Source organism: Paenibacillus sp. PCH8 (genome assembly GCF_002968835.1).
Lineage (GTDB): Bacteria > Bacillota > Bacilli > Paenibacillales > Paenibacillaceae > Paenibacillus.
Genome location: NZ_PKQK01000001.1, coordinates 388,059 through 411,192 on the forward strand (window position 1 = coordinate 388,059; position 23,134 = coordinate 411,192).

The 23,134-nt window shown below is 48.5% G+C and carries 18 protein-coding genes, 1 pseudogene and 1 riboswitch; of the genes and pseudogenes, 2 read left to right on the top strand and 17 right to left on the bottom strand.

From position 1 onward, the window contains the following. Positions 1-388 precede the first annotated feature (388 nt). From purD to purM, 4 genes are all read right to left on the bottom strand, one after another. Entirely contained in the window at positions 389-1,654 is a 1,266-nt protein-coding gene (purD, locus tag C0Q44_RS01645; protein WP_105407569.1) for a phosphoribosylamine--glycine ligase, read from the bottom strand. A 135-nt stretch (positions 1,655-1,789) separates the two neighbouring features. Then, positions 1,790-3,337 (bottom strand): bifunctional phosphoribosylaminoimidazolecarboxamide formyltransferase/IMP cyclohydrolase, encoded by a 1,548-nt coding sequence (purH, locus tag C0Q44_RS01650; protein ID WP_105405772.1) that lies wholly within the window; start codon positions 3,335-3,337, stop codon positions 1,790-1,792. Positions 3,338-3,671: 334 nt separating this feature from the next. Then, a complete protein-coding gene (gene purN, locus C0Q44_RS01655; protein ID WP_105405773.1) occupies positions 3,672-4,289 on the bottom strand; it encodes a phosphoribosylglycinamide formyltransferase in 618 nt (205 codons plus the stop codon). Further along, on the bottom strand, positions 4,289-5,329 hold the full coding sequence (gene purM, locus C0Q44_RS01660; protein ID WP_105405774.1) for a phosphoribosylformylglycinamidine cyclo-ligase: 1,041 nt from the start codon (positions 5,327-5,329) through the stop codon (positions 4,289-4,291). The genes purN and purM overlap by 1 nt, the downstream gene beginning before the upstream one ends. A 65-nt stretch (positions 5,330-5,394) precedes the next feature. Between purM and C0Q44_RS01665 the strand changes: the two genes are divergently transcribed. Beyond that, positions 5,395-5,586, top strand: a complete 192-nt coding sequence (locus C0Q44_RS01665; RefSeq protein ID WP_105405775.1) for a hypothetical protein — start codon at positions 5,395-5,397, stop codon at positions 5,584-5,586. 158 nt (positions 5,587-5,744) lie between these two features. Here the strand turns inward: C0Q44_RS01665 and purF are convergent, their stop codons facing one another. The 12 genes and pseudogenes from purF to C0Q44_RS01720 form a co-directional block, all read right to left on the bottom strand. Beyond that, positions 5,745-7,223, bottom strand: coding sequence for an amidophosphoribosyltransferase (purF, locus tag C0Q44_RS01670; RefSeq protein WP_105405776.1), 1,479 nt, complete (start codon positions 7,221-7,223; stop codon positions 5,745-5,747). After that, complete coding sequence (gene purL / locus C0Q44_RS01675) at positions 7,208-9,451, bottom strand: phosphoribosylformylglycinamidine synthase subunit PurL (protein WP_105405777.1); 2,244 nt, start codon at positions 9,449-9,451, stop codon at positions 7,208-7,210. The genes purF and purL overlap by 16 nt, the downstream gene beginning before the upstream one ends. Next, a pseudogene (gene purQ, locus C0Q44_RS01680) lies at positions 9,429-10,117 on the bottom strand (phosphoribosylformylglycinamidine synthase subunit PurQ). Before purQ ends, purL begins: the two are co-directional and overlap by 23 nt. Before the next feature lie 4 nt (positions 10,118-10,121). Next, positions 10,122-10,367 carry a phosphoribosylformylglycinamidine synthase subunit PurS gene (gene purS / locus C0Q44_RS01685; RefSeq protein WP_105405778.1) on the bottom strand — a complete coding sequence of 82 codons (246 nt, stop codon included), beginning with the start codon at positions 10,365-10,367 and terminating at the stop codon, positions 10,122-10,124. A 779-nt stretch (positions 10,368-11,146) separates the two neighbouring features. Next, positions 11,147-12,019: a phosphoribosylaminoimidazolesuccinocarboxamide synthase gene (locus tag C0Q44_RS01690; RefSeq protein ID WP_105405779.1), complete on the bottom strand. Its 873-nt coding sequence runs from the start codon at positions 12,017-12,019 to the stop codon at positions 11,147-11,149. Positions 12,020-12,408: 389 nt separating this feature from the next. Further along, on the bottom strand, positions 12,409-13,707 hold the full coding sequence (gene purB, locus C0Q44_RS01695) for an adenylosuccinate lyase (protein ID WP_105405780.1): 1,299 nt from the start codon (positions 13,705-13,707) through the stop codon (positions 12,409-12,411). Continuing rightward, positions 13,704-14,906 (bottom strand): 5-(carboxyamino)imidazole ribonucleotide synthase, encoded by a 1,203-nt coding sequence (gene purK, locus C0Q44_RS01700; RefSeq protein ID WP_258166121.1) that lies wholly within the window; start codon positions 14,904-14,906, stop codon positions 13,704-13,706. Before purK ends, purB begins: the two co-directional genes overlap by 4 nt. After that, complete coding sequence (gene purE / locus C0Q44_RS01705; protein ID WP_105405781.1) at positions 14,903-15,388, bottom strand: 5-(carboxyamino)imidazole ribonucleotide mutase; 486 nt, start codon at positions 15,386-15,388, stop codon at positions 14,903-14,905. The genes purK and purE overlap by 4 nt, the downstream gene beginning before the upstream one ends. Positions 15,389-15,581: 193 nt before the next feature. Beyond that, a riboswitch (purine riboswitch) is annotated at positions 15,582-15,683 on the bottom strand. Positions 15,684-15,955: 272 nt separating this feature from the next. Beyond that, positions 15,956-16,390 carry a universal stress protein gene (locus C0Q44_RS01710; protein ID WP_105405782.1) on the bottom strand — a complete coding sequence of 145 codons (435 nt, stop codon included), beginning with the start codon at positions 16,388-16,390 and terminating at the stop codon, positions 15,956-15,958. A 209-nt stretch (positions 16,391-16,599) separates the two neighbouring features. Further along, complete coding sequence (locus C0Q44_RS01715; RefSeq protein ID WP_105405783.1) at positions 16,600-16,863, bottom strand: DUF1294 domain-containing protein; 264 nt, start codon at positions 16,861-16,863, stop codon at positions 16,600-16,602. A gap of 138 nt (positions 16,864-17,001) precedes the next feature. Continuing rightward, entirely contained in the window at positions 17,002-17,139 is a 138-nt protein-coding gene (locus C0Q44_RS29975; protein WP_181150813.1) for a hypothetical protein, read from the bottom strand. Between the two features lie 161 nt (positions 17,140-17,300). Then, positions 17,301-19,430: a DNA topoisomerase III gene (locus C0Q44_RS01720; protein ID WP_105405784.1), complete on the bottom strand. Its 2,130-nt coding sequence runs from the start codon at positions 19,428-19,430 to the stop codon at positions 17,301-17,303. Between the two features lie 368 nt (positions 19,431-19,798). Here C0Q44_RS01720 and C0Q44_RS01725 point away from each other — a divergent pair, with 368 nt between their 5' ends. Further along, positions 19,799-21,742 (top strand): amidase family protein, encoded by a 1,944-nt coding sequence (locus C0Q44_RS01725; RefSeq protein ID WP_105405785.1) that lies wholly within the window; start codon positions 19,799-19,801, stop codon positions 21,740-21,742. Positions 21,743-21,962: 220 nt separating this feature from the next. Here the strand turns inward: C0Q44_RS01725 and C0Q44_RS01730 are convergent, their stop codons facing one another. Next, positions 21,963-22,961, bottom strand: coding sequence for a ketoacyl-ACP synthase III (locus tag C0Q44_RS01730; RefSeq protein ID WP_105405786.1), 999 nt, complete (start codon positions 22,959-22,961; stop codon positions 21,963-21,965). Between the last annotated feature and the right edge of the window lie 173 nt (positions 22,962-23,134).

The following is a 23,134-nucleotide window of genomic DNA, read 5'->3' on the forward strand; positions in this document are numbered from 1 at the left end:
TGTTCACAAAATAGTCTTTATGTATGTTGGCGATCCCTATCTAACTTATTCATAGCATCTACTAATGTGATATTCTTCACTTGATTAGTATAGTCCAATTTATAGAAATACTACCCGTTACTTCTGGGCATTAAACAGGCGTGAAACCTAATGGTTTGTGAGAAAATATGCTCCCAACGTATGGATCAGTCTATCCAGATTAGTTCATACTTTTTTTAAAATCATACATGAGTATACGCAGCAAAGAGCCCGCAGGATGCAAACACCTCCCGGTGCTCATCTTTGCAGGCTCTCGCGGCTCTATTCTATGTTGCCATCCAGCGATAGTCTTGTGACCGAAACTAGACCATCAGCGGATTAACAATTCATTCATTTGGAGTATCCTTTATTATACTAGTGCTTTAGCAGCAATATCGGTCCGCTGATGTTTGCCCTCAAAATGGATGCGCTCCGCTTGTACATAGGCTTTATTTCTCGCTTCAGCAATATCCGTACCCAGACCAACTACGCCCAGAATACGTCCACCATTCGTGAGCCAGTCTCCTGATTCACTACGCGATGTACCTGCGTGGAACACCACCGCATCGTCGACTTGATCCAGTCCTTCAATGACTACGCCTTTGGCATAAGGCCCTGGGTAACCCCCAGAAGCAAGCACCACACATACGGCTGCTTCATCACTCCACTCAATCTCAATGTCGGCTAATTTGCCATGAACGGTCGCCCAGAAAATGTCGAATAGATCACTCTTCAAACGTGGCAATACCACCTGTGTCTCCGGGTCTCCGAAGCGTGCATTGAACTCAATGGTTTTTGGTTTGCCATCCGGGGAGATCATCAGTCCGGCAAACAATACACCACGGAACGGACGTCCCTCGGACACCATCGCTTTGGCAGTCGGTATGATAATCGTGTCCACAGCTTCCTCAATAATAGACGCAGGAATGTGTGGAAGTGGTGAATACGTACCCATACCGCCTGTGTTTGGCCCCTGATCATTATCGAATACAGGCTTGTGATCCTGTGCTGCAGCCATCGGGCGAACGGTCTCGCCATCGACGAAGGCCAGAATCGACATTTCCTGTCCTTCCAGAAACTCCTCAATAATCACTTTGGCACCTGCTTCGCCAAATACTTTATCCACCATAATGCTGTGAAGTGCCTGATTCGCTTCCTCACGGGAAAAGGCAACTGTAACGCCCTTGCCCGCTGCCAGTCCATCCGCCTTGATAACAACAGGAATCGTTTGTTCATCCAGATAAGCCTGAGCTTGTTCAACATTGTCGAATTTCTCATAGGCTGCGGTTGGAATATTATATTTGTGCAGCAGATCCTTCATGAACGTTTTGCTGCCCTCAATCTCAGCTGCATTACGACGCGGCCCAAATACCGGAATACCTGTCGAGTCAAAAGCATCCACGATCCCGTCCGCCAGCGGATCATCTGGACCAATAACCACTAGACCCACTTTAAGCTCTACAGCAAGAGCCGTTAGTTTATCGAATTCATTCACCGCAATCGGATGGCATTCAGCCAGTTGAGCAATGCCTGCATTTCCGGGTGCACAATGAATCTTGCCTGCCTTTGGACTCTTCGCCAGCGCCCAGATGATTGCATGTTCACGGCCACCGCCGCCTACTACCAGAATATCCATTTTATCCATTATTCCCTTATCCTCCATGCATATTGGGATTCTTTCGATTTTCCTTAACAAAAAAGCTTCAAAAGAGGATGAACAAGCCTACTCGCTTGTTCATCCTTTGGAAGCAATGAATTTATCGTTTAAAGTTTAGTGTTTGAAATGACGAACACCTGTGAAGACCATCGCGATGCCATATTCATTCGCCACTTTGATGGACTCTTCGTCTTTGATGGAACCACCAGGTTGGATCACTGCTGTAATCCCTGCTTTAGCTGCCAGCTCAAGTGTATCTCCCATCGGGAAGAATGCATCGGATGCCAGAATGGCACCTTTGGCTTGCTCGCCAGCTTGTTCGATCGCAATCTTGGCTGCACCCACACGGTTCATTTGTCCAGCGCCTACACCTACTGTCATGTCATTCGCAGCAAGTACAATGGCATTGGACTTCACATGTTTAACAACTTTCCAGCCAAACAACAGCTGTTTCATTTCCTCTTCGGATGGCGCACGATCCGTTACTACGTTCAGCTCGCTGGCTTCAATGGAATGTACATCCGATTGTTGTACAATCATGCCGCCGTCGATGGACGTGACCACGAATTGACTTTCACGTTTACGAGCCGCATTCAGTTCACCCGTTTTGAGCAAACGAATGTTTTTCTTCTTGGTGAGGATATCGAGTGCCTCTTGTGTAAAGTCAGGAGCCAGTACGATTTCCAGGAAAATCTCGCTCAGCTTGTTCGCTGTATCGCTGTCGATGATGCGGTTCGCAGCCACAATGCCACCAAAGATGGATGTAGGATCTGCAGCATATGCTTTGCTGTAGGCTTCATAGATGCTATTGCCAACTCCCACACCGCAAGGGTTCATATGTTTGACCGCCACAACTGCCGGTTCTTCAAATTCTTTCACGATCTGCAATGCTGCATTCGCATCATTGATGTTATTATAGGACAACTCTTTGCCGTGCAATTGCTCGGCTGTTGTCAATGTATCTTGGGCAGCCAGCGGTTTGCGGTAGAATGCCGCCTGCTGGTGTGGATTTTCGCCGTAGCGCAAATCCTGAAGTTTTTCGTAAGTAACCGTCAGACGCTCTGGTAGCGGATCACCATTCAGGTTGGAGAGATAATCGGAAATAACTGCATCGTAAGCCGCTGTGTGGCGGAACACTTTTGCCGCAAGCCGTTTGCGTGTTTCGAGTGTCGTATCTCCACTGCTACGTACTTCTTCAAGCACCTTGCCATAATCTGCGGTGTCTACAACAACGCTAACGAAGGCATGGTTCTTGGCAGCAGAACGAAGCATGGTTGGACCACCGATATCGATGTTCTCGATCGCGTCCTCATACGTTACATCCGGTTTGGCGATCGTATCTTGGAACGGATACAGGTTCACGACAACCAGATCGATGTACCCCAGTCCGTTCTCTTCCATCTGACGTTTATGATCTTCGTTGTCACGAACAGCCAGCAAGCCGCCATGAACTGCCGGGTGCAATGTTTTGACACGTCCGTCCATAATTTCCGGGAATCCCGTCACATCTGAAATTCCGATAACAGGTACGCCTTCCTTCGACAACAGGCTGCTTGTACCTCCTGTCGAAATAATCTCCACACCCATTTGTGACAGCTCGCGGCAAAAGTCCACGATGCCTGTTTTATCCCACACGCTAACCAGCGCTCTTTTGATACTCACAATATGCTCCTCCTTTAATGTCCCATGGCTTCGCGTTTCCTGACGAAACACAGCCGATTTATTTCCCGAGAAATATCACAAAATGCGTATCAATATTCGACTTCTGTTATATAAGTTGAACCAAGATGTTTACACGGGACACTCCGATGACAGAACAACCTTCCAATCGCTGTTATCCCCAGATTTTTTGATTCCCTTTTCTTAAAGGGAAAATCCGGTGATAAACCTATGCTTCCGAAGCAGCCTTCTTTCAGAAAGCTTTTAGGCGAACGGTTCGCTTCTTCAGGTTTTTTCTGTCCTCTCCGTTAATGTGTAAAAAAAGTTTAAAACTATATCAAACCGTTTTGTTAACAGTGACGTGACGTCCGTCTAACTGAACCAAACCTTGAGCGAACCAGGATACCACTTCAGGGTAAAGCTGCTGTTCGGCAGCATGAATGGAACGGCTGATTGACTCAGTCGTATCTTCTGGCAGAATGGGAACGGGGTGCTGGGCAATAATCGGTCCAGTATCCATGCCACCGTCCACAAAGTGTACGGTCACACCTGTCACTTTCACACCATATTCCAGAGCCTGTCCGATCGCATCCTTGCCTGTAAACGCCGGTAGCAAAGACGGATGAATGTTAATCAACCGCCCTGTATAACGATCCACCATAACGGAAGTCAACAATCTCATATATCCGGCAAGAACGACCAGGTCGATCTTTTTGGACTCAAGTACTTCCACGATCTCTGACTCGTAGGCTTCACGTGAATCATAATTCTTGGGAGTAAACAGATGACAACCCACGCCTGCGTCCTGTGCCCGCTGCACAACTCGTGCAGCCGGTTTATCACATACAAGCAGTTCCACGGATGCATTCAGCCCCCCGTTCCGTGCTGCATCAACCAAGGACTGAAAGTTGGACCCTTCACCCGAGGCAAATACAGCAATGCGGTAGCTGGCCATTAAACATCCGCTCCTGTGAAGGTTACTGTCGCATCTCCTTCGGTAACACGGCCGATGATGTACGCTTCTTCACCCGATGATTTCAATTGTTGCAGAGCTTCCGCTGCATCTGCTGCATTAACGACCAAGACAAGTCCGATGCCCATGTTAAATGTAGTGAACATGTCACGATTGGAGACAGATCCTTTTTCCTGTAACAGGTTGAAGATCGGCAGGATCGGCCAAGAGCCGTAGTCAATATCTACGTTCACGTTGCTCGGCAACATACGTGGAATATTCTCGATGAAGCCGCCACCTGTAATGTGAGCCATACCTTTTACATTTACGTTTTCCACCAGGGACAACAGCGGTTTAACATAGATCTTCGTTGGCTCCAGCAGAGAATCTCCCAGCTTGCCACCCAGTTCCGCTACTTCATCATGCAGATCAAGTCCCGCATCTTCCAACAAAAGTCTGCGTACCAACGAGAATCCATTACTGTGCACACCGCTGGAAGCCAGACCAATCACCGCATCACCAGAAGCGATGGTAGTGCCGTTGATAATTTTCGCTTTGTCCACAATGCCCACCGTGAATCCGGCAATATCATATTCGCCTTCACTGTACATGCCCGGCATTTCAGCCGTTTCACCGCCGATTAGCGCACAGCCAGACTGATGACAGCCTTCAGCGATACCCGAAACGATAGCCTCGATCTTCTCAGGGATGACTTTGTCACAAGCGAGGTAGTCCAGGAAGAAGAGTGGCTCTGCGCCCTGTACCACAATGTCGTTCACACACATAGCTACCGCGTCGATGCCAATGGTATCGTGACGGTCCATGGCAAATGCAATCTTCAGCTTGGTTCCCACACCATCCGTACCGGATACAAGCACAGGCTCGTCATATTTATCTTTGTTCAAACCGAACAGGGCACCGAATCCACCCAGATCTGTCATCACTTCCGGACGGAAGGTACGCTTCACGTGTTTTTTCATCCGTTCAACCGCTTCATTACCTGCCGCGATATCGACGCCGGCCTTTTTATATGCTTCTGACAAGTGGAATCATCTCCTTTTTTTTCGCCCCTCCTAAATCCTCCCACCCGGGAGGACCCCATAGGACCTTGGCAGGCCCTCTGGACACCCGCCAAACAAGCGGTGCAGGGGTGGCTGGTATGATCTTGCTATGGTTGGTTCGTTCGTGTGCTCGCGTGGTTGTTCGCCGATTCCGGTGGCCTTCGGCCAACGGACGGCAAACCCCGCTTGGCTACGAGCGGGGCAAGCCCGCAGGGCAGCTGCTTCGCTCGGCTGCCTAGCCCCTGTTGCTCTGCAAGGCGGGGCCTAAGGGCTCGGGCTACGCCCGGGACCAGCTGCTTCGCCTGGCTGCCCTAGCCCCTGTTGCTCCGCAAGGCGGGGGTTAAGGGCTCGGGCTACGCCCGGGGCGGCGAGTTACGTTTGTATCGCCGGATAACAGCTAGCAGCTGCAGCCAAATTTTTCCTCGCCGTCGAAGTCGAGGCGGGTTGGATAATCATGATCAAAACATGCGAGACATAGTCCGCCTTTATAGTCTTCCTGATTATCTCCCTGAATCGATGCAATCAGTCCATCCGGACTGAGGAACGACAGGGAGTCCGCATTGATTTCACGGCAGATCTCTTCCACCGACAGTGCTGATGCGATCAACTCGCGGCTGTCAGGTGTATCAATGCCATAAAAACACGGATTTTTGAACGGTGGTGATGTAATGCGCACATGTACCTCCGTCGCTCCTGCATCTCGCAGCATGTTGACGATCCGCCGGGAAGTCGTTCCCCGAACGATGGAGTCGTCAATCATGACCACACGTTTGCCTTCCACGACACGACGCACGGCGCTCAGCTTCATCTTCACGCCTTGCTCCCGCAATTCCTGGCTCGGTTGGATAAACGTACGTCCAGTGTATTTGTTCTTAATCATGCCCATCTCATACGGAATACCCGTCTGTTCAGCATAACCGATGGCCGCCGAAATACTGGAGTCCGGTACACCGGTTACCAGATCCGCATCGATAAACGACTCAATCGCCATCCGGCTTCCCATCCGCTTACGAGCCGCATGCTGGTTCGTACCATTCATGTCACTGTCCGGACGGGCAAAATAAATATATTCCATCGCGCATAATGCCTTGCGGTGTTTATGATGATCAAAACGATCCTCGTGCAGACCATCTGCATCCAGCACAAGCAGTTCACCTGGTTCAATGTCACGGATCAACTCTGCACCGATGGTTTCCAGTGCACACGTCTCAGATGCAAACAGATACGCATCCCCGAGCTTACCCATCGTCAGCGGACGAAGTCCGTGTGGATCGGAAGCCACGAGCAGCTTGTCGTTGGTCATGATTAGAAATGCATAACCGCCAACAATGCGCTGGAATGCCTCTTTTGCCGCTTCCACAAGCCCTTTGGAGGATCGTGCAATCAGATGCGCAATGACCTCGGTATCACTCGTTGTTTGGAAAATAGAACCGCTCTGCTCCAGCTCACGCCGGATCGTTGGTGCATTCACAATGTTACCGTTGGTCGCTACCGCCAGATCACCATCACGGTATTTAAATACCAATGGCTGTGCGTTCGTCAGTTTACTGTCTCCACTTGTTGAATACCGGACATGTCCAATGGAAATATCACCAGTTAACGTCTGCATCAGATCTTTGGTGAATACTTCCTTCACCAGACCCATGCCGCGATGATAATTAAACTGGTTGCCATCACTCACACACATGCCTGCACTTTCTTCGCCGCGATGTTGCAGCGCATGCAGACCATAATAGGAGAGTGATGCGGCATCAGGGTGTCTGAACACACCGAACACACCGCATTCTTCCTTCAATTTGTCGAGTCCTTCCTTGCCGGACCCTTCATTATAATAATCGCCTGTCCACAACGGTCCTGTCGTCAGTTCATGAGACATGGAATCGCATCCTCCCAGACCTGAGCTAAACCTCCTACAAGTTCGTTCACGGCTGATGTTCCGTTCAAATCAATCGTCAGGAACCTTCCTTCTACACGTCCAATCACAGCTACAGGTACACCCTGCTCACGTACAAATGCTTCAAGTTTACCCGCTTGCTCCGGTGAAGCCGTCAACAAGATACGGGATTGGCTTTCACTGAACAGCGCATGATCTGCACGCAGTGCAGTCTCAACATTAACTTGCGCACCCACGTTGCCGCTGATACAAGACTCTGCTAATGCCACAGCCAAGCCACCTTCAGACAAATCATGTGCAGAACGAACGAGACCAGATTGAATAGCTTCCAGCACTGTGCGGAGCAATGCTTTTTCCGTTTGCAAATTCAGCTCTGGCGGACGGCCTTCCGTCTGACCATGAACGGCGTATTGCAGCTCGCTGCCGCCGAGTTCAGCTTTCGTGTCACCGAGGAGGATGATGACATCACCTTCGGATTTGAAGGCTTGTGTCGTGATATGATCCGTGTCATGAACGAGACCTACCATACCGACTACTGGCGTTGGATAGATGGAGCCTTTGGCGTTTTCGTTATACAGACTCACGTTACCTCCAATAACCGGCGTATCCAGCACGCGGCAAGCTTCTGCCATACCGTCTACCGCTTTCTCCATTTGCCAGAAAATATCCGGTTTCTCCGGGTTACCAAAGTTCAGGTTGTCCGTAATCGCGAGCGGCTCCGCACCGGAACATACGATATTACGCGCTGCTTCACTTACGGCAATACGTCCACCAACCTCAGGATCAAGGTACACGTAACGTCCATTACAGTCCGTTGTCATCGCAAGACCTTTACGTGTTCCATGAATCGTTACAACCGCTGCATCCGAACCCGGACGAACGGCCGTGCTTGTACGCACCATGTAATCGTATTGATCGTACACCCATTTTTTACTCGCTACCGTTGGGGAAGCCAATATTTGTTTCAACGCTCCGCCGAGATCCGACACTTCGTCGTAACGAAGCGTGTCGATGGAAGCACTTGCTTCATAATAAGCAGGTACAGAAGAAGGTTTGTCATATACCGGACATTCGTCAACCAGTGCCGTCACTGGCATATCGCCAACCACGTCGCCGTGGTGAATCAGTTTCAGACGACCATCATCCGTTACTTTGCCGACTTTGGCACAGATGACACCCCAACGTTCAAAGATTTCCATCGCCTGTGCTTCATCCTTAGGCTCAACTACAAAGAGCATCCGTTCCTGGGACTCAGACAGCATCATCTCGTAAGGTGTCATACCTTCTTCACGCTGTGGCACTTGATCCAGATACAGTTCCAGACCGTTGCCCGCTTTACTTGCCATCTCCGCGCTTGAACATGTCAGACCCGCAGCACCCATATCCTGAATACCGAGCACAATGCCCGTATCGATCAATTCCAGACAAGATTCCATCACCAGTTTCTCCATAAATGGATCACCGACCTGAACTGCTGTCCGTTGGGATTCAGATTCTTCCGTCAGTTCCACTGATGCAAAGGTTGCTCCATGAATACCATCGCGACCTGTAGGCGGTCCCACATAATACACCGGGTTCCCTACACCTTTGGCAACGCCGCGCTGAATTTTGTCATGATCAATCAGACCCACACACATTGCGTTAACCAGCGGATTGCCTTCATAGCTCTCATCAAACATAACTTCTCCACCGACGGTAGGAATACCGATACAGTTCCCGTATCCAGCAATACCTGCTACCACATGCTCAAACAGATATTTAACGCGATCGCTCTCCAGCTTGCCGAAACGAAGGGAGTTCAACAATGCTACCGGTCTTGCACCCATAGAGAAAATATCACGGATAATGCCGCCTACACCTGTTGCCGCACCTTGATAAGGTTCAACTGCGGAAGGATGGTTATGGCTTTCAATTTTGAAAACAACCGCCTGATTGTCACCGATATCCACGATGCCGGCACCTTCACCCGGTCCCATCAGGACACGCGGTCCGGTAGTTGGGAAACGGCGCAGCAATGGCTTGGAGTTTTTGTACGCACAGTGCTCGGACCACATTACACTGAATACACCGATTTCCGTGTAGTTGGGCTTGCGGCCCATGAACTCACAGATCAGCGCATATTCGCTGTCAGATACGCCCATTTGTGCATAAAGTTTATGTTCTGCGACCTGTTCTGCTGTTGGTTCCTTAGCGGATAGCTGCTGCGTCATGCCGATCCCTCCATGCTTTCAAAATAGATGTAAACATACGTTTGCCGTCTTCCGAACCGAACAGTGTGTCCACTGCACGCTCTGGATGCGGCATCATGCCGACCACATTTCCACCCTCGTTACAGATTCCTGCAATATCACCAAGGGAACCGTTCGGGTTACTGCCATACGTAAATACGATCTGGTTGTTCGCTTGCAGACTCGCGAGCGTATCCTCATCGCAATAATAGTTGCCTTCACCGTGAGCAATGGGGATAACAATCTCTTCCCCAGGTGCATAATCACGTGTAAATGGAGTATCTGCGTTTGCCACTTTCAATACCGTATCGTGACAACGGAACTTCAGGGAGTTGTTGCGAATTAATGCCCCGGAAGCAATCCCGCTTCAGTCAGGATCTGGAATCCGTTGCAAATCCCCAAAATATATTTACCTTGTTCAGCAGCCTTCGCTACTTCGTTCATTACCGGTGCAAAGCGGGAGATCGCTCCACAGCGCAGGTAATCACCATACGAGAAACCACCCGGAACCAGAATGCAATCATAAGCCGATAGATCGGTAGCCGTATGCCATACATAGTCAACCTCTTGTCCAATCGCATCTTCCACTGCCTTGTAACAGTCGATGTCACAGTTGGAGCCAGGGAACACAAGAACTGCAAATTTCATGAGATTAACCCTCCAATTCGTAGCGGTAATCTTCAACAACGGTGTTAGCCAGCAGCTTCTCACACATATCTTTCAATCGTTTCTCCGCTTCCGCACGATCTGTGGTATCCAGGTTCAATTCCATGACTTTACCGATCCGTACACTTTCCACTTCGTTGAATCCCATGGAATGCAGGGCTCCTTGAACAGCTACGCCTTGCGGGTCGAGTACGCTTTGCTTAATAGTGACATATACGGTTGCTTTAATCATGATCCTTATGTTCCTCCTCAGTAATGAACGGGATAAATGCTTTACGCTGTTAAAAGGTGGGGCATTGGTGCTTGCTCCGGGGCGGATTGTTCTTCCGGTCGCTTGTTGTCCCCGGGTTTTCTGATTGTTTTGAACCGCTGTGCGGTCAAAACCCGGGGACAAAGGCGAACGCTTCGCTCCTTTAAGAACAATTCCGCCCCTTCGCTAGTCCATGCAACGTTTTTTAAAGGCCTAAATCTTTTACGTTACACGGTGGGTAATGGTCAAAGGCTGGCTCCGGGGCGGATTGTTCTTTCCGGTCGCTTGTTGTCCCCGGGTTTTCTGATTGTTTTGGCCCGCGCTGCGGTCAAAACCCGGGGACAAAGGCGAACGCTTCGCTCCTTTAAGAACAATTCCGCCCCTCCGCTATTCCATGCGACGTTTTTTAAATGCCTAAATCTTTTACGTTACACGGTGGGTAATGGTAGGGCCTGACCATTGCGTGAAAGCAGTGAATGGTCTTTAAGTTACTTTAAGTAATTAGTGAATTTAATTCTCTTAATTTTTCAGGCTTCCCCTACATGTGGGAAGCCACAGCTCTTAATTGCCTCACCCACCAGTTTGAACACTGGCGGAGGGAAAGATTTGAGCTGGAGAAGCGTTAGCGGTCGCCTTTGCCCCCGGAATGTTTCCTTTTGAAAAAAGGATTCCAATCCAAACATTCTGGGGGCAACAGCGATCGAAAGCCAAACTTTCCCGTAGCCCACTCAAACGTCAGCTCACTCAAACGTTAAACTTTATTATTTCGTTAAACGGTTATAAATATCGACGTATCTTGCGGTTGTTGCTTCAACTACCGCTTGTGGGAGTGGATCAGGTTTGCTGTTCTTGTCCCAATCGGTTCCGGCGAGATAGGTGCGCACTGGCTCTTTATCCATGCTGTCGATCTCGATGTCGAGTTCATAATTCTCTTTGGCCCAGAAGCGTGAAGCATCTGGGGTGAAGATTTCGTCAATCAGGATGACCTTGCCATCCACGATGCCGAACTCGAATTTACAGTCTGCCAGAATGATGCCACGCTGATCACAGTAATCACGGGCGAATTCGTACAGGCGCAAGCTTTTTTCCTGAAGCTCAACTGCGAGTGCGTCTCCCACCAGTTCTTTCATGCGATCCATTGGGATGTCCTCATCGTGACCAACATCGTTTTTGGCTGCCGGTGTGAAAATAGGAACTTCGAGCTTAGCGTTCTTGCGAAGTCCATCAGGCAACTTAATCCCATTCACTTCACCACTCGTCTCGTATTGTCTCCATCCCCCACCAGTGATGTATCCACGCACGACACATTCAATATCAATGCGTTCTGCTTTGCGGGTTACCATGATGCGGTCTTTGAGCAATTCAGGGTCTGTGATGAGATCACCCAGTTGATTCACATCGGTATGAACGACGTGATTCTCCATCATGTCACCTGTCAGTTCAAACCAGAAGCTGCTGAGTTTATTCAGTACGTTTCCTTTCTCGGGAACCGCCGGGTCCAGCACGTAATCAAATGCCGAGATTCGGTCGGTAACCACGATTAGGAAATGCTCGCCCAGATCGTACAATTCACGTACTTTTCCTTTATATAACAGAGGTGCTTTAACGAGATCTGCCGCAGTGGACAGTGCCATGGGCTCACCTTCTTTCAGGAGATGTAAGTATACGTCTAATTCCCCTCATCACGCGTGGCCACTCCGAATGCAGAAGAACCTTCCGATCGCTGTTATCCCCGGATTTTTCTGATTCCCTTTCTCAAGGGGAAAATCCGGTGATAAAGGCGAGCGCTTTGCTTCTTTAGTTTTTTTCTGCCTTCTCCGTTCCAGCGTGAACACATAATCAACCTATACTTTAGTTAGTAGAACTTGTTCCAAGCTTGATAAAGGCGAAGCGTAATACTTCCGAAGTAGCTTTCTTTCAGAAACTTTTAGCTTCGCTTCTTCAGCTTATTTCTGTCCTCTTCGTTCCCTGCAAACCCATCATTCTACGCTATAGCCTTATGGGAGTTATATATTAATATATATTAGTCGTTCAAACCGAGCTTTTTGAAGATCGTGTCTACGTGCTTCAGGTGCCATGATGGGTTGAACGCATCTGCGATTTCCTCTTCGTTCAGTACTGCCGTAATTTCCGGTGTGGATTTCACGATATCCTGAAACTGACGTTGCTCTTCCCATGCTTGCATCGCACGTGGTTGAACGGTATCATACGCCTGCTCGCGGCTGAAGCCTTTGTCGATCAATTTCGTCATGATACGACCGGAGAATGGCACGCCGAAGGTGCGCTCCATGTTGCGCTTCATGTTCTCAGGGAATACCGTCAGGTTCTTCACGATGTTACCAAAACGGTTCAGCATATAGTTCAGCAGCATCGTTGCATCCGGCAGAATGATACGTTCTACAGAAGAATGTGAGATGTCGCGCTCATGCCATAGTGTTACGTTCTCGTATGCGGATACCATATGTCCGCGAATGACGCGGGACAGGCCGGAGATGTTTTCACTACCGATCGGGTTACGCTTGTGCGGCATCGCGGAAGATCCTTTTTGACCTTTAGCAAAAGCTTCTTCCACTTCACGGAATTCACTCTTCTGCAGCGCACGTACTTCTGTAGCGAACTTGTCCAGCGACGTTGCGATCAACGCCAGTGTAGCCATATACTCTGCGTGACGGTCACGTTGCAAGGTTTGAGTCGAGATTGGTGCAGCTTTGGTACCCAACTTCTCGCAGACAAACTCTTCGACAAATGGATCGATGTTTGCATATGTTCCTACCGCACCAGAGATTTTACCGTATTGCACATTGTCTGCCGCGTGACGGAAACGCTCCAAGTTCCGTTTCATCTCTTCATGCCACAATGCCATTTTCAGTCCAAATGTCGTTGGCTCCGCATGTACACCATGTGTACGTCCCATCATGGGTGTGTGCTGATAAGCCAGTGCTTTTTCGCGAAGAATTTCAATGAAATTCACGATATCCTTTTCCAGAATCTCATTGGCTTGACGCAGTACATAACCCAGAGCCGTATCCACGACATCTGTGGAAGTCAGTCCATAGTGCACCCATTTCCGTTCTGCACCCAGACTTTCGGATACCGTACGTGTGAAGGCGATAACGTCATGACGTGTTTCTTGTTCAATCTCATAGATGCGGTCGATGTCAAAAGATGCGTTCTGACGAAGCAATGCTGCTTCTTCTTTAGGGATTACACCAAGTTCTGCCCAAGCTTCACATGCACAAATTTCAACTTCCAGCCATGATTGGAATTTGTTCTCTTCCGTCCAGATGGCTCTCATTTCGGGTCTGCTATAACGTTCAATCATGAATTTGTATTCCTCCAGAGATTAGTTTGTTCAATCCATTGCAATCCTTCTTCAACGTCCTGACAGAGCAGATTTACATGCCCCATCTTACGTCCTGTTTTCGCTTCGGTTTTACCATATATATGAAGCTTGGGAATCACACCAAGTTCTATCGCTTCTGCATCAGGCTGCCCTGTTCTTGCGATAATGCCTTCCAAATGTTCTCCAAGCACATTGACCATAACGACTGGGCACAGTAACGAAGTGTCACCGAGCGGTAATCCGCAGATCGCACGGATATGTTGTTCGAACTGAGAAGTTGCACAGGCTTCCATTGTATAGTGACCTGAATTATGCGGTCTGGGCGCCAGTTCGTTGACGTACAGCCTTCCATCCGCAGCTACAAACAGTTCCACAGCCAGCAACCCAACAGCCTTCATGGATTTCGCCACTGCCGCTGCCAGCTTCTGCGCTTCAATCTGTATGTCCGTTGCCACTCTTGCCGGTACGATCGACGCGTGCAGAATGTTATTCACATGAATGTTCTCCGCAGGCGGGAACGTTTTGATCTCACCATTCGTACTTCGCGCTACAACGACCGAAATCTCACATTCAAACTTGATGAATTGCTCCAGCACCAGTTCAGCACCTGTAGCAGCAAGTTCTTCGTATGCGGCAACAGCCTGACTCGCTTCCCGGATTACACGCTGGCCTTTGCCATCGTAGCCTCCAGTCACCGTCTTCAGTACACAAGGGACCCCAAGTTCGCTTACAGCAGCAAGCATCGTATCTGTACTCGTGATTTCACGATACGGCGCAACTCTTACTCCAGCGGCTTCAATCGCCCGTTTTTCACGCAACCGATGCTGGGTGGTATACAATAGTGCGCTTCCTTGCGGAACATAGGACTCATGTTCCAACAGAGCTGCAACTTCTGCATCCACATTCTCGAATTCATACGTGATAACATCGCATTGTCGAGCCAGTTCAAGTGCAGCTTTGGCATCGTCATATCCTGCCTCAATCTGACGGGCAACTTGACCACAAGGTGAATCTTGAGCAGGATCAAGGGTAACGAATCGATACCCCATTGCCGTTCCAGCGAGCGTCATCATACGTCCGAGTTGTCCGCCTCCAAGAATGCCAATGGTGGTTTGACCCGGCAATAGCACTGGGTGTCTATTACCTGCTCCATCCATTTTCATTGCCGCACTACTCATAGTTCTTCACTGCTTTCGAGTACTTCCTGTTTGATGCGCTCTCTGCGAGCTTCAGAGCGACGTTGGACATCCGGGTCAAAAGCACCGATGATTTGAGCTGCGAGCAATCCAGCATTGGTAGCTCCCGCCTTGCCAATTGCTACGGTTGCAACGGGAATCCCGCCAGGCATCTGAACAATGGACAACAAGGAATCGAGACCGTTCAATGCTTTCGATTGAACCGGAACACCAATGACCGGGAGCATCGTTTTGGCAGCAACCATACCTGGTAGATGTGCCGCACCGCCTGCGCCTGCAATGATCACCTTGAATCCCCGATCAATAGCCTGCTCTGCGTATTCAAACATCAAATCCGGTGTACGATGGGCGGAGACCACCTTTTTTTCATACCCAATCTCCAGCTCATCCAGCACCTCGCACGCATGCTTCATCGTTTCCCAATCCGACTTGCTGCCCATGATTACAGCGACTTCCAGTGACATGAATACATCCAACTCCCGTCTGAGCTTTTTTGATTACATCTGGCTTTAATGAATTCATTTTACGTGTGAAATGAAAAAATCCGCTACCCGCGAAAACATCACATTTTCTTCGGACACCGGACTCCAAGAAATACGTATCCCTCATTTGGGCATGCCAAAAGGGGGCTTGCTGTCCGCATCTGTATTCATGCGACTCTCAGCCGTATCTCCTCGTAGTCCGGAAATTTACGGTTCCCGGGTAGATACTTCCGGGCCCTATTCCCGGCGTTATACGAGCAAACATCTATTCAAACCATCATCATTCATTTCGCTATATCTTGTTACACATTTCGTTCCTACTCGACCTTATTCTTACCTGATCGACACATCTAACATTCTAACAATCCCCTACAGCTAATGTCAACTTAAAGACGAACATTTAACATATTGACAAATATAACGTTCGGGAATTGCCTCATTAACTTCGCCCACTCATCCATTTCATCCCATAAAAGAAAGCCGGCTCCTCTTCAATCTCTCGAAGACAACCGGCTTCCTGCTTTGCAGTGTGTGCGCACACTGCATATACTATTTTACGATAAGTACCGGAACCTGAGCATGCTGCACCACATTATGACTGACACTACCCAATACAAATTCACGGATGCCACCCAGTCCACGGCTACCAATGATAATGATATCGGAATCATTCTCTTTGGCAAAATCAAGCAGAACTTCAGCAGCAGCGCCCTGAATCAGGTCAACATTGGCCGTTACACCAGCAGCCTGAATACGCTCTTTGGCTTCATCCGTCGTTTGCACGGCCAGATTGTAATAGTCATTATTGAGTGAAGGTGGCAATGGGGCCAGCCCCTCACCGATGAATATACGAGGGAAATCAAAAGCATGAATGACATCCAGTACAGCATCCGGAGATACTTTGGCTAACTCAATTGCACGATCAAGTGCTTTATTTGAAGCTTTGGAACCATCATAAGCCACTAATATTTTGGAAAATAACATCTGAATCCCGTCCCTTCCTTTATATGTAGAACATGCGAAGCAAGCTTCGGTCTGACATGTTATAAGACAATGAACCATGTAACTCTTTAAACGTTCCCGACTCACCATGAACCATTTATACGAATGAATTTACATATCAGGCCGATAACCAATTCACTTTAACTACATTCGCACAATCATTAAGTAAGCGTGTATTCCATTCCATTAGTTCATTGAAGAAAGTAACCATAGATTACTGCATTCAGGAATATCAACAACGGAATGCCAATGGTGAAGCTGGGATGTTTGGTTTTGTGCCTTTTCCGATACATTGCGATCCAGACTCCCAACGCCCCGCCTATGAATGCAAGCAAGAATAACGTCCGTTCGGGTGTTCGGTCACGACGTCGCTGTGCACGCTTCTTATCATCCGACATCACCAGATAACCAACTACATTGATAAATAAAAACCACAATATAAGTCCAGTTTGCATATAATTCTAGCGGTCCCCCTATCCCGGGACATCTCCCTGTCTCCATTATAATCCTCATCAGAGACATGTTCAACGCACCGGTAGGGAACCGCAGCATTTTGAAGAGGTACTCTTGTTAGATCGACAGTTTAGATGATTTTAAGACTCCTGCTTGGGAATACCGTTCAGACTTGGTACTCTTTTGGCTGCTTTGGCTGGACGAACAGCGATACTTTCTTCCCTAATGCTATCTTTGTTCTGCTGGTTGTGAATCTTTTCCGGTTTGTTATGTGGCATATAGGTATCACCTCCTTGGCTTACGTTGCCTGAAAACAGAGGATCTTATACCGCATCACATGTATGATTAGGGATACGCGCAGCAATCACTCTCCATAACGCCAGTTATTCGCAACTAGCGTTACATGCGTGATGCGATCTGCGCTAACTCTGAGCTTGCTCTACTCCCCTTTTTTCTCCATCGCCGCCTTCAACAGATCTCCCAGATTGGAACCAATCGATTCTTGCTTCGCATACTGCTTCACCAGCTTTTGTTGATCTCGCTTGTTCACATGTTGCTTGTCCTTATCCAAGGTTTCCGTAATGCCGCAAGGCAGACATTGTACATACAGACCTGCCTTACCTTCTTTGATTTCCATCTTTTTGTGACATTGCGCGCAGCGGCGGTTGGACAGTTTTTTCTCTGCCGAACGACGATATCCGCAATCCTCAGTAGGACATACGAGGAATTTGCCGCGCTTGCCCTTCTTCTCCAGCAATCGTGCATTACAGTCCGGGCAGTGGCTATTGGTTACATTATGCGGCTTGTACTCTGCTTTGCTACCTTTTACGGTAGACACGAGCTCTTTCGCCATTGAACGGATGCTATCCAGAAACGGCCCCGGTTTCCCTTGCCCACGAGCAATCCGCTCCAATTCTGCCTCCCAGCGTGCAGTCAGATCCGGTGTGCGAAGCTGCGGAGCAGCCAGTTCAATCAACTGTTTGCCTTTGCCGGTTGGATGCATACTGTTACCTTGACGATCAATTGTATCCGAACTGACCAACTTCTCGATAATATCCGCACGTGTAGCCGGCGTACCCAGACCATACTTCTCCATTTGGGAAAGCAAAGCAGCTTCGGTATACCGTTTAGGCGGCATCGTTCGTCCACTTTTAATATGACAACGCTGAACCGTCACCGACTGTCCTTGCTGCACGTCTGGCAAAAGCGCACGCTCTTGTTCCGCTGCATCATCAGCACGTTCATCGTCATCATCACTGTAATCTCCGCCGTACACTTCCCGCCATCCACTTTCTTTCACCGTTGTACCTTTAACGTGGAATGAATCATTGCCCACCTGAACCGTGATCGCGACAGAATCGTACTTCGCTGCCGGGTAGAACAGGCTGATAAAACGACGTACAATCAGATCGTATAATTTGCGTTCTTCCGGGTTCAATTGATTCAGAAGAACCGTCTGCTCTGTTGGAATAATCGCATGGTGATCAGTCACTTTACTGTCATCCACAATACGTTTGGTGATATTCAGAGTTTTGCGCAGCAAAGGACGAGCCAGAGACGCATAGGGTCCAATGGCTACACTATCCAGCCGCTCTTTCAATGTATCTGTCATATCCGAAGTCAAGTAACGACTGTCCGTACGTGGATACGTTACGAGCTTGTACTGCTCATACAGACGTTGCAGGACGTTCGATGTTTGCTTCGCAGAGAAACCGTATTTTCGGTTGGCGTCCCGTTGTAATTCAGTCAGATCATAAGCCAATGGATGTGGCTCTACCTTCTCACTTTTCTTCACTTGGGCAATCGTGCCTTTGCGGCCGTCTACCCGATTCTTCAACTCTTGCATCTCCTGAGGGGCAAAGATTCGTGAATCCCCACCCGCAGCCCGCCATACTGCCTGAAAATCACCCAAATCTGCGGTTAACGTCTCAAACTCCTGTGAGCGGAAGCCGTTAATTTCATTTTCCCTGTCCATAATCATGCCCAGAGTTGGGGTCTGCACGCGTCCCGCTGACAATTGTGCGTTGAACCGAACCGTCAGTGCACGAGTTACATTAAGACCGATCATCCAATCGGCTTCAGCCCGACAACGTGCCGATTCATAGAGACGATCGAACTGACTGCCTGGCTTCAATGAGGCAAACCCGTCCTTGATCGCCTTGTCTGTCTGGGATGAGATCCACAAGCGTTGGAAAGGTTTTTTCCACCCCGCCATCTGCATGATCCAACGGGCCAACAATTCTCCCTCACGGGCCGCATCTGTCGCAATGACCAGCTCACCCACATCCTGACGCTTCATCAGCTGCTGTACTGCTTTATATTGATGGTTGGTCTCTTTGAGTACCTTCAGCTTCGTGCGCTCTGGCAGGATCGGCAGATCCTCCAGATTCCAAGTTGCATACTTCTTATCATAATCTTCCGGTTCCGCCAGTCCAACGAGATGCCCCAGCGCCCAGGTAACAATATATTTCGGGCCTTCCATATAACTTTTATGTTTATCACGCGCCCCCATCACTCTGGCTATTTCGCGTGCCACAGATGGTTTTTCTGCGAGTACCAATGTCTTCACTTCATATCTCTTCCTCTCTGGTCAAACCTCATACTCTTCTATGCCTATCTTTTCATTATATCATTTCATGGTAAAGGTATGTTCTGGTCTTCATTTCTCCAATGAAACTCACATCATATAACTTCATGTTTGGTTCCTATGTTCCATATGTGTAACATTACATAACATGAACAGATTAAAAAACTTTCCTGAAGACAAGGAAACTGAAGTATCCATAGGGATTTTTATAGGATAGTCCATATGTATACGTTTTTTTGGATAAATATAAACATTGTAAGATTACCTGACATAAAGATAGAATGTGTCAAAAGCATATACACCAGATTGCTTACACACATCATCGAGGCACAGGAAGGGAGCGTGGATGCATGACTTATCATGGATCTGTATTAAAAAAAAGCGGGGCTTTATTACTTGCAGGAGCTGTTGTTGCCACAACATGGGGAGGATCTACTGTACCTTCAGCATTCGCCGCAACAGTAACACCTACGGGCAAAAGTTCAGTTACAACCGCAGCTGTAACCGCAGGTAAAGCACCTGCTACTGCCGCAGCATTTGTTCAGGCGATGGAAGAAGCGGCAACACTTGCAGGTGTTCCTTTTGCCATGGACAAGCTCTCTGGCACAACCGTACAACGTAAAGATGCTGCGGTCGCCTTGCAACAATGGCTCGAACTTGATTCGACTACCGAATCATTCAAGGATGTCCCGGATGAAGCCACTTTCGCAGGTGCTGTTGGTGCATTGAATACCGCAGGACTAATGAAAGGTTACACCGAGTCCCTCTTCCTTCCAAACGCTGTTCTTACAGAGAATGACCTCGCTGTATTGAAAGACCGCATTTATAACTACATAAAACCGTTTGTTCTGGAGGAAGCCACTATCATGGATCTCCAGGCAGCTATGACGAAAGGAAAACTGACATCCAAAGAGCTGGTACAGAAATATCTGGACCGCATTGAAAAATACGATGATCAAGGTGTAAGCATCAATGCGGTATTAACCCTGAACCCCGATGCACTCCAAATCGCGGAGCAGTTAGATGAAGAACGTGCAGCTCAAGGCGCACGCGGTCCTCTGCATGGTGTTCCAATCCTGGTAAAGGATAACTTTGATACCAATGACATGCCGACAACCGCAGGTTGTATCTGTCTGAAAGATTCCATCCCTGCCCACGATGCTGAACAAGTGAAGAAGCTCAAAGCAGCTGGCGCCATTATTTTGGGCAAAACAAACCTGCATGAATTCGCGTTCGGCATTACCACATCCAGCTCATTGGGTGGACAAACACTCAACCCTTACGCTCTGGATCACTATCCAGGTGGTTCAAGCGGTGGAACAGGTGCCGCCATTGCTTCGAACTTTGCAGCTGCAGGTATGGGTACGGACACCGGCGGTTCAATCCGAATCCCGTCCAGTTTCAATAGCCTCGTGGGTATCCGCCCAACGATCGGACTGTCCAGCCGTGAAGGCATTATCCCATTGGCTTTGACACAGGATGTAGGTGGACCTATGGCTCGTACCGTTAGTGACGCTGCAATTATGTTGGATGCTACGGCGGGTTATGACAAAAAAGATGTCGCTACAGCTTACGCGGTAGGGAAAATCCCTTCCAGCTACACAGACTTCTTGGATGTGAACGGACTGAAAGGTGCACGCATCGGTGTGGCCAAAGAGCTCATTCCAAGTACTAAAGCTGAAGAAAAAGCCGTTGCCGATGTAATCAATACAGCTGTGGAAGAACTCAAGACACTCGGTGCTACCGCAGTTCCAATCTCAATCCCTAACTGGACAGAGATTAATAAATATCCAAGTCTCAGCGGTTATGAGTTCAAATTCCAGCTGAATGATTATCTGGACTCCTTGGGTGCCAATGCCCCTTATCACAGTCTATCGGAGATCATCGCTTCCGGAGAGTTCGACAAATCCCAGGAGCAGTCCTTGAAGACTCGTGATGCACGAGAAACCCTGGAGACTACGGAATATAAAGATATCGTATTGAAACGCACCCAAATAACACGTGAGTCCCTGCTAAAAGTCATGGCAGACAATAACCTGGATGCTATCATCTATCCTACGTCTACGCAGGCCGCTGGCGTGATCGGTGAAGGACAAACATCCGGTGGTAACAACCGACTGAGTCCCTTCTCAGGCTTCCCGTCAATTACGGTTCCCGCTGGTTTCACAACTGATGGCTTACCTGTAGGAATAGAATTCTTGGGCCGTGCCTTTGATGAAGGCACCTTGATCAAGCTGGCTTACAGCTACGAACAAGGCACTCATCACCGTCAAGCGCCTAAACTTACGCCATAAAATGTTTATGGGATTAAAAACTTGTTGCAACACATAAGAAATGACTGCATTTGCATCAATGTCGCTGACAACCGATTACAGGCTGCAGTGCAAAGCGTTTCAGGAGCTTCGTGCAGTTCAAACAAAAAAGGAAACCACCTCCTCATGTCTGCTTGAAGAGAGTGGCTTCCTTTTTTTATTTAATTATTCGTATGTCGCACAAGTTAGCATGTTCTTCACACTATGCCTTGTCCGGTACGCCCCATTTCAGCACCAGACCCGCGTATGTCAAGCCACCGCCAAAGCCAAACAGGGCGATGTTCTGCCCATACTTCAACTTCCCTTCATCCACTGCAAGCTGTAAAGCCAAGGGGATGGAAGCCGCAGACGTATTACCCCGATACTCAACACTGGTCAATGTACGTTCCAACGGAACCGGGCCACGTTCGCAGACAGCCTCAATCATTCTCATGTTGGCACTGTGGGGGACAAACCAGTCAATCTGTTCGAGTCTCATCTCAGCTTTCGTAATAAGCTTATTTAACTGTTCTGGAATGGTCCGTACAGCCCACTTATAGATCTCTCGACCATTTTGAACCAGACATCCTTCTCCTTGTAAAGGTACTCCATTCATCTCTGAAGACAACCCACTCTTGTAGAGATGAACTCCACCGTCTCCATTTGTACCTGATATAGCTGCCATAAAGTCCCCTTCGCCAGCAGATCTCTCCACCAGGAATGCCCCGGCTCCATCACCAAACAGTACACAAGTCGTTCGATCTGTATAATCCGTAATTTTGGATAACGTCTCCGCCCCAATAACCAGTACTTTGCGATACATCCCACAGGTCACCAAACCATCAGCCAGTTGCAGCCCATACGTGAAACCCGCACATGCTGCATTTAGATCGAGTACTCCTGTATGTGGAATCTCAAGACTTGCCTGCACTCTGGATGCCGTACTCGGGAACGCATACTCCGGTGTGCTGGTAGCCACCAGAATCATATCGACATCCTCAACAGTAACTTGATAACGACGCATCATATCCTCGACTGCCTTGGTAGCCAGGTCAGATACATATTGATCTTCAGCTGCAATCCGACGTTCCCTCATGCCAGTACGCTGTACAATCCATTCGTCACTGGTATCGACCAGTTTCTCCAGATCAGCATTCGTTAATATTCGATCCGGTACATACGTCCCCATTGCCGTGATAGTTGCTTTTGATTGATGATTCATACCGGTATTCCACCTCATTTGTTTTTTTATCATTATAGCACTAAGTCTTAGTACTTGGTACTAATTTATTTAGTACGATTATTTTTTCTTCCTCGCTCCGATTCCTCTCACGCCTATTACCCTGATTCGAGCAACGTGTAGCAAGGGTTTATGATGAAGAACTGATCCGAATT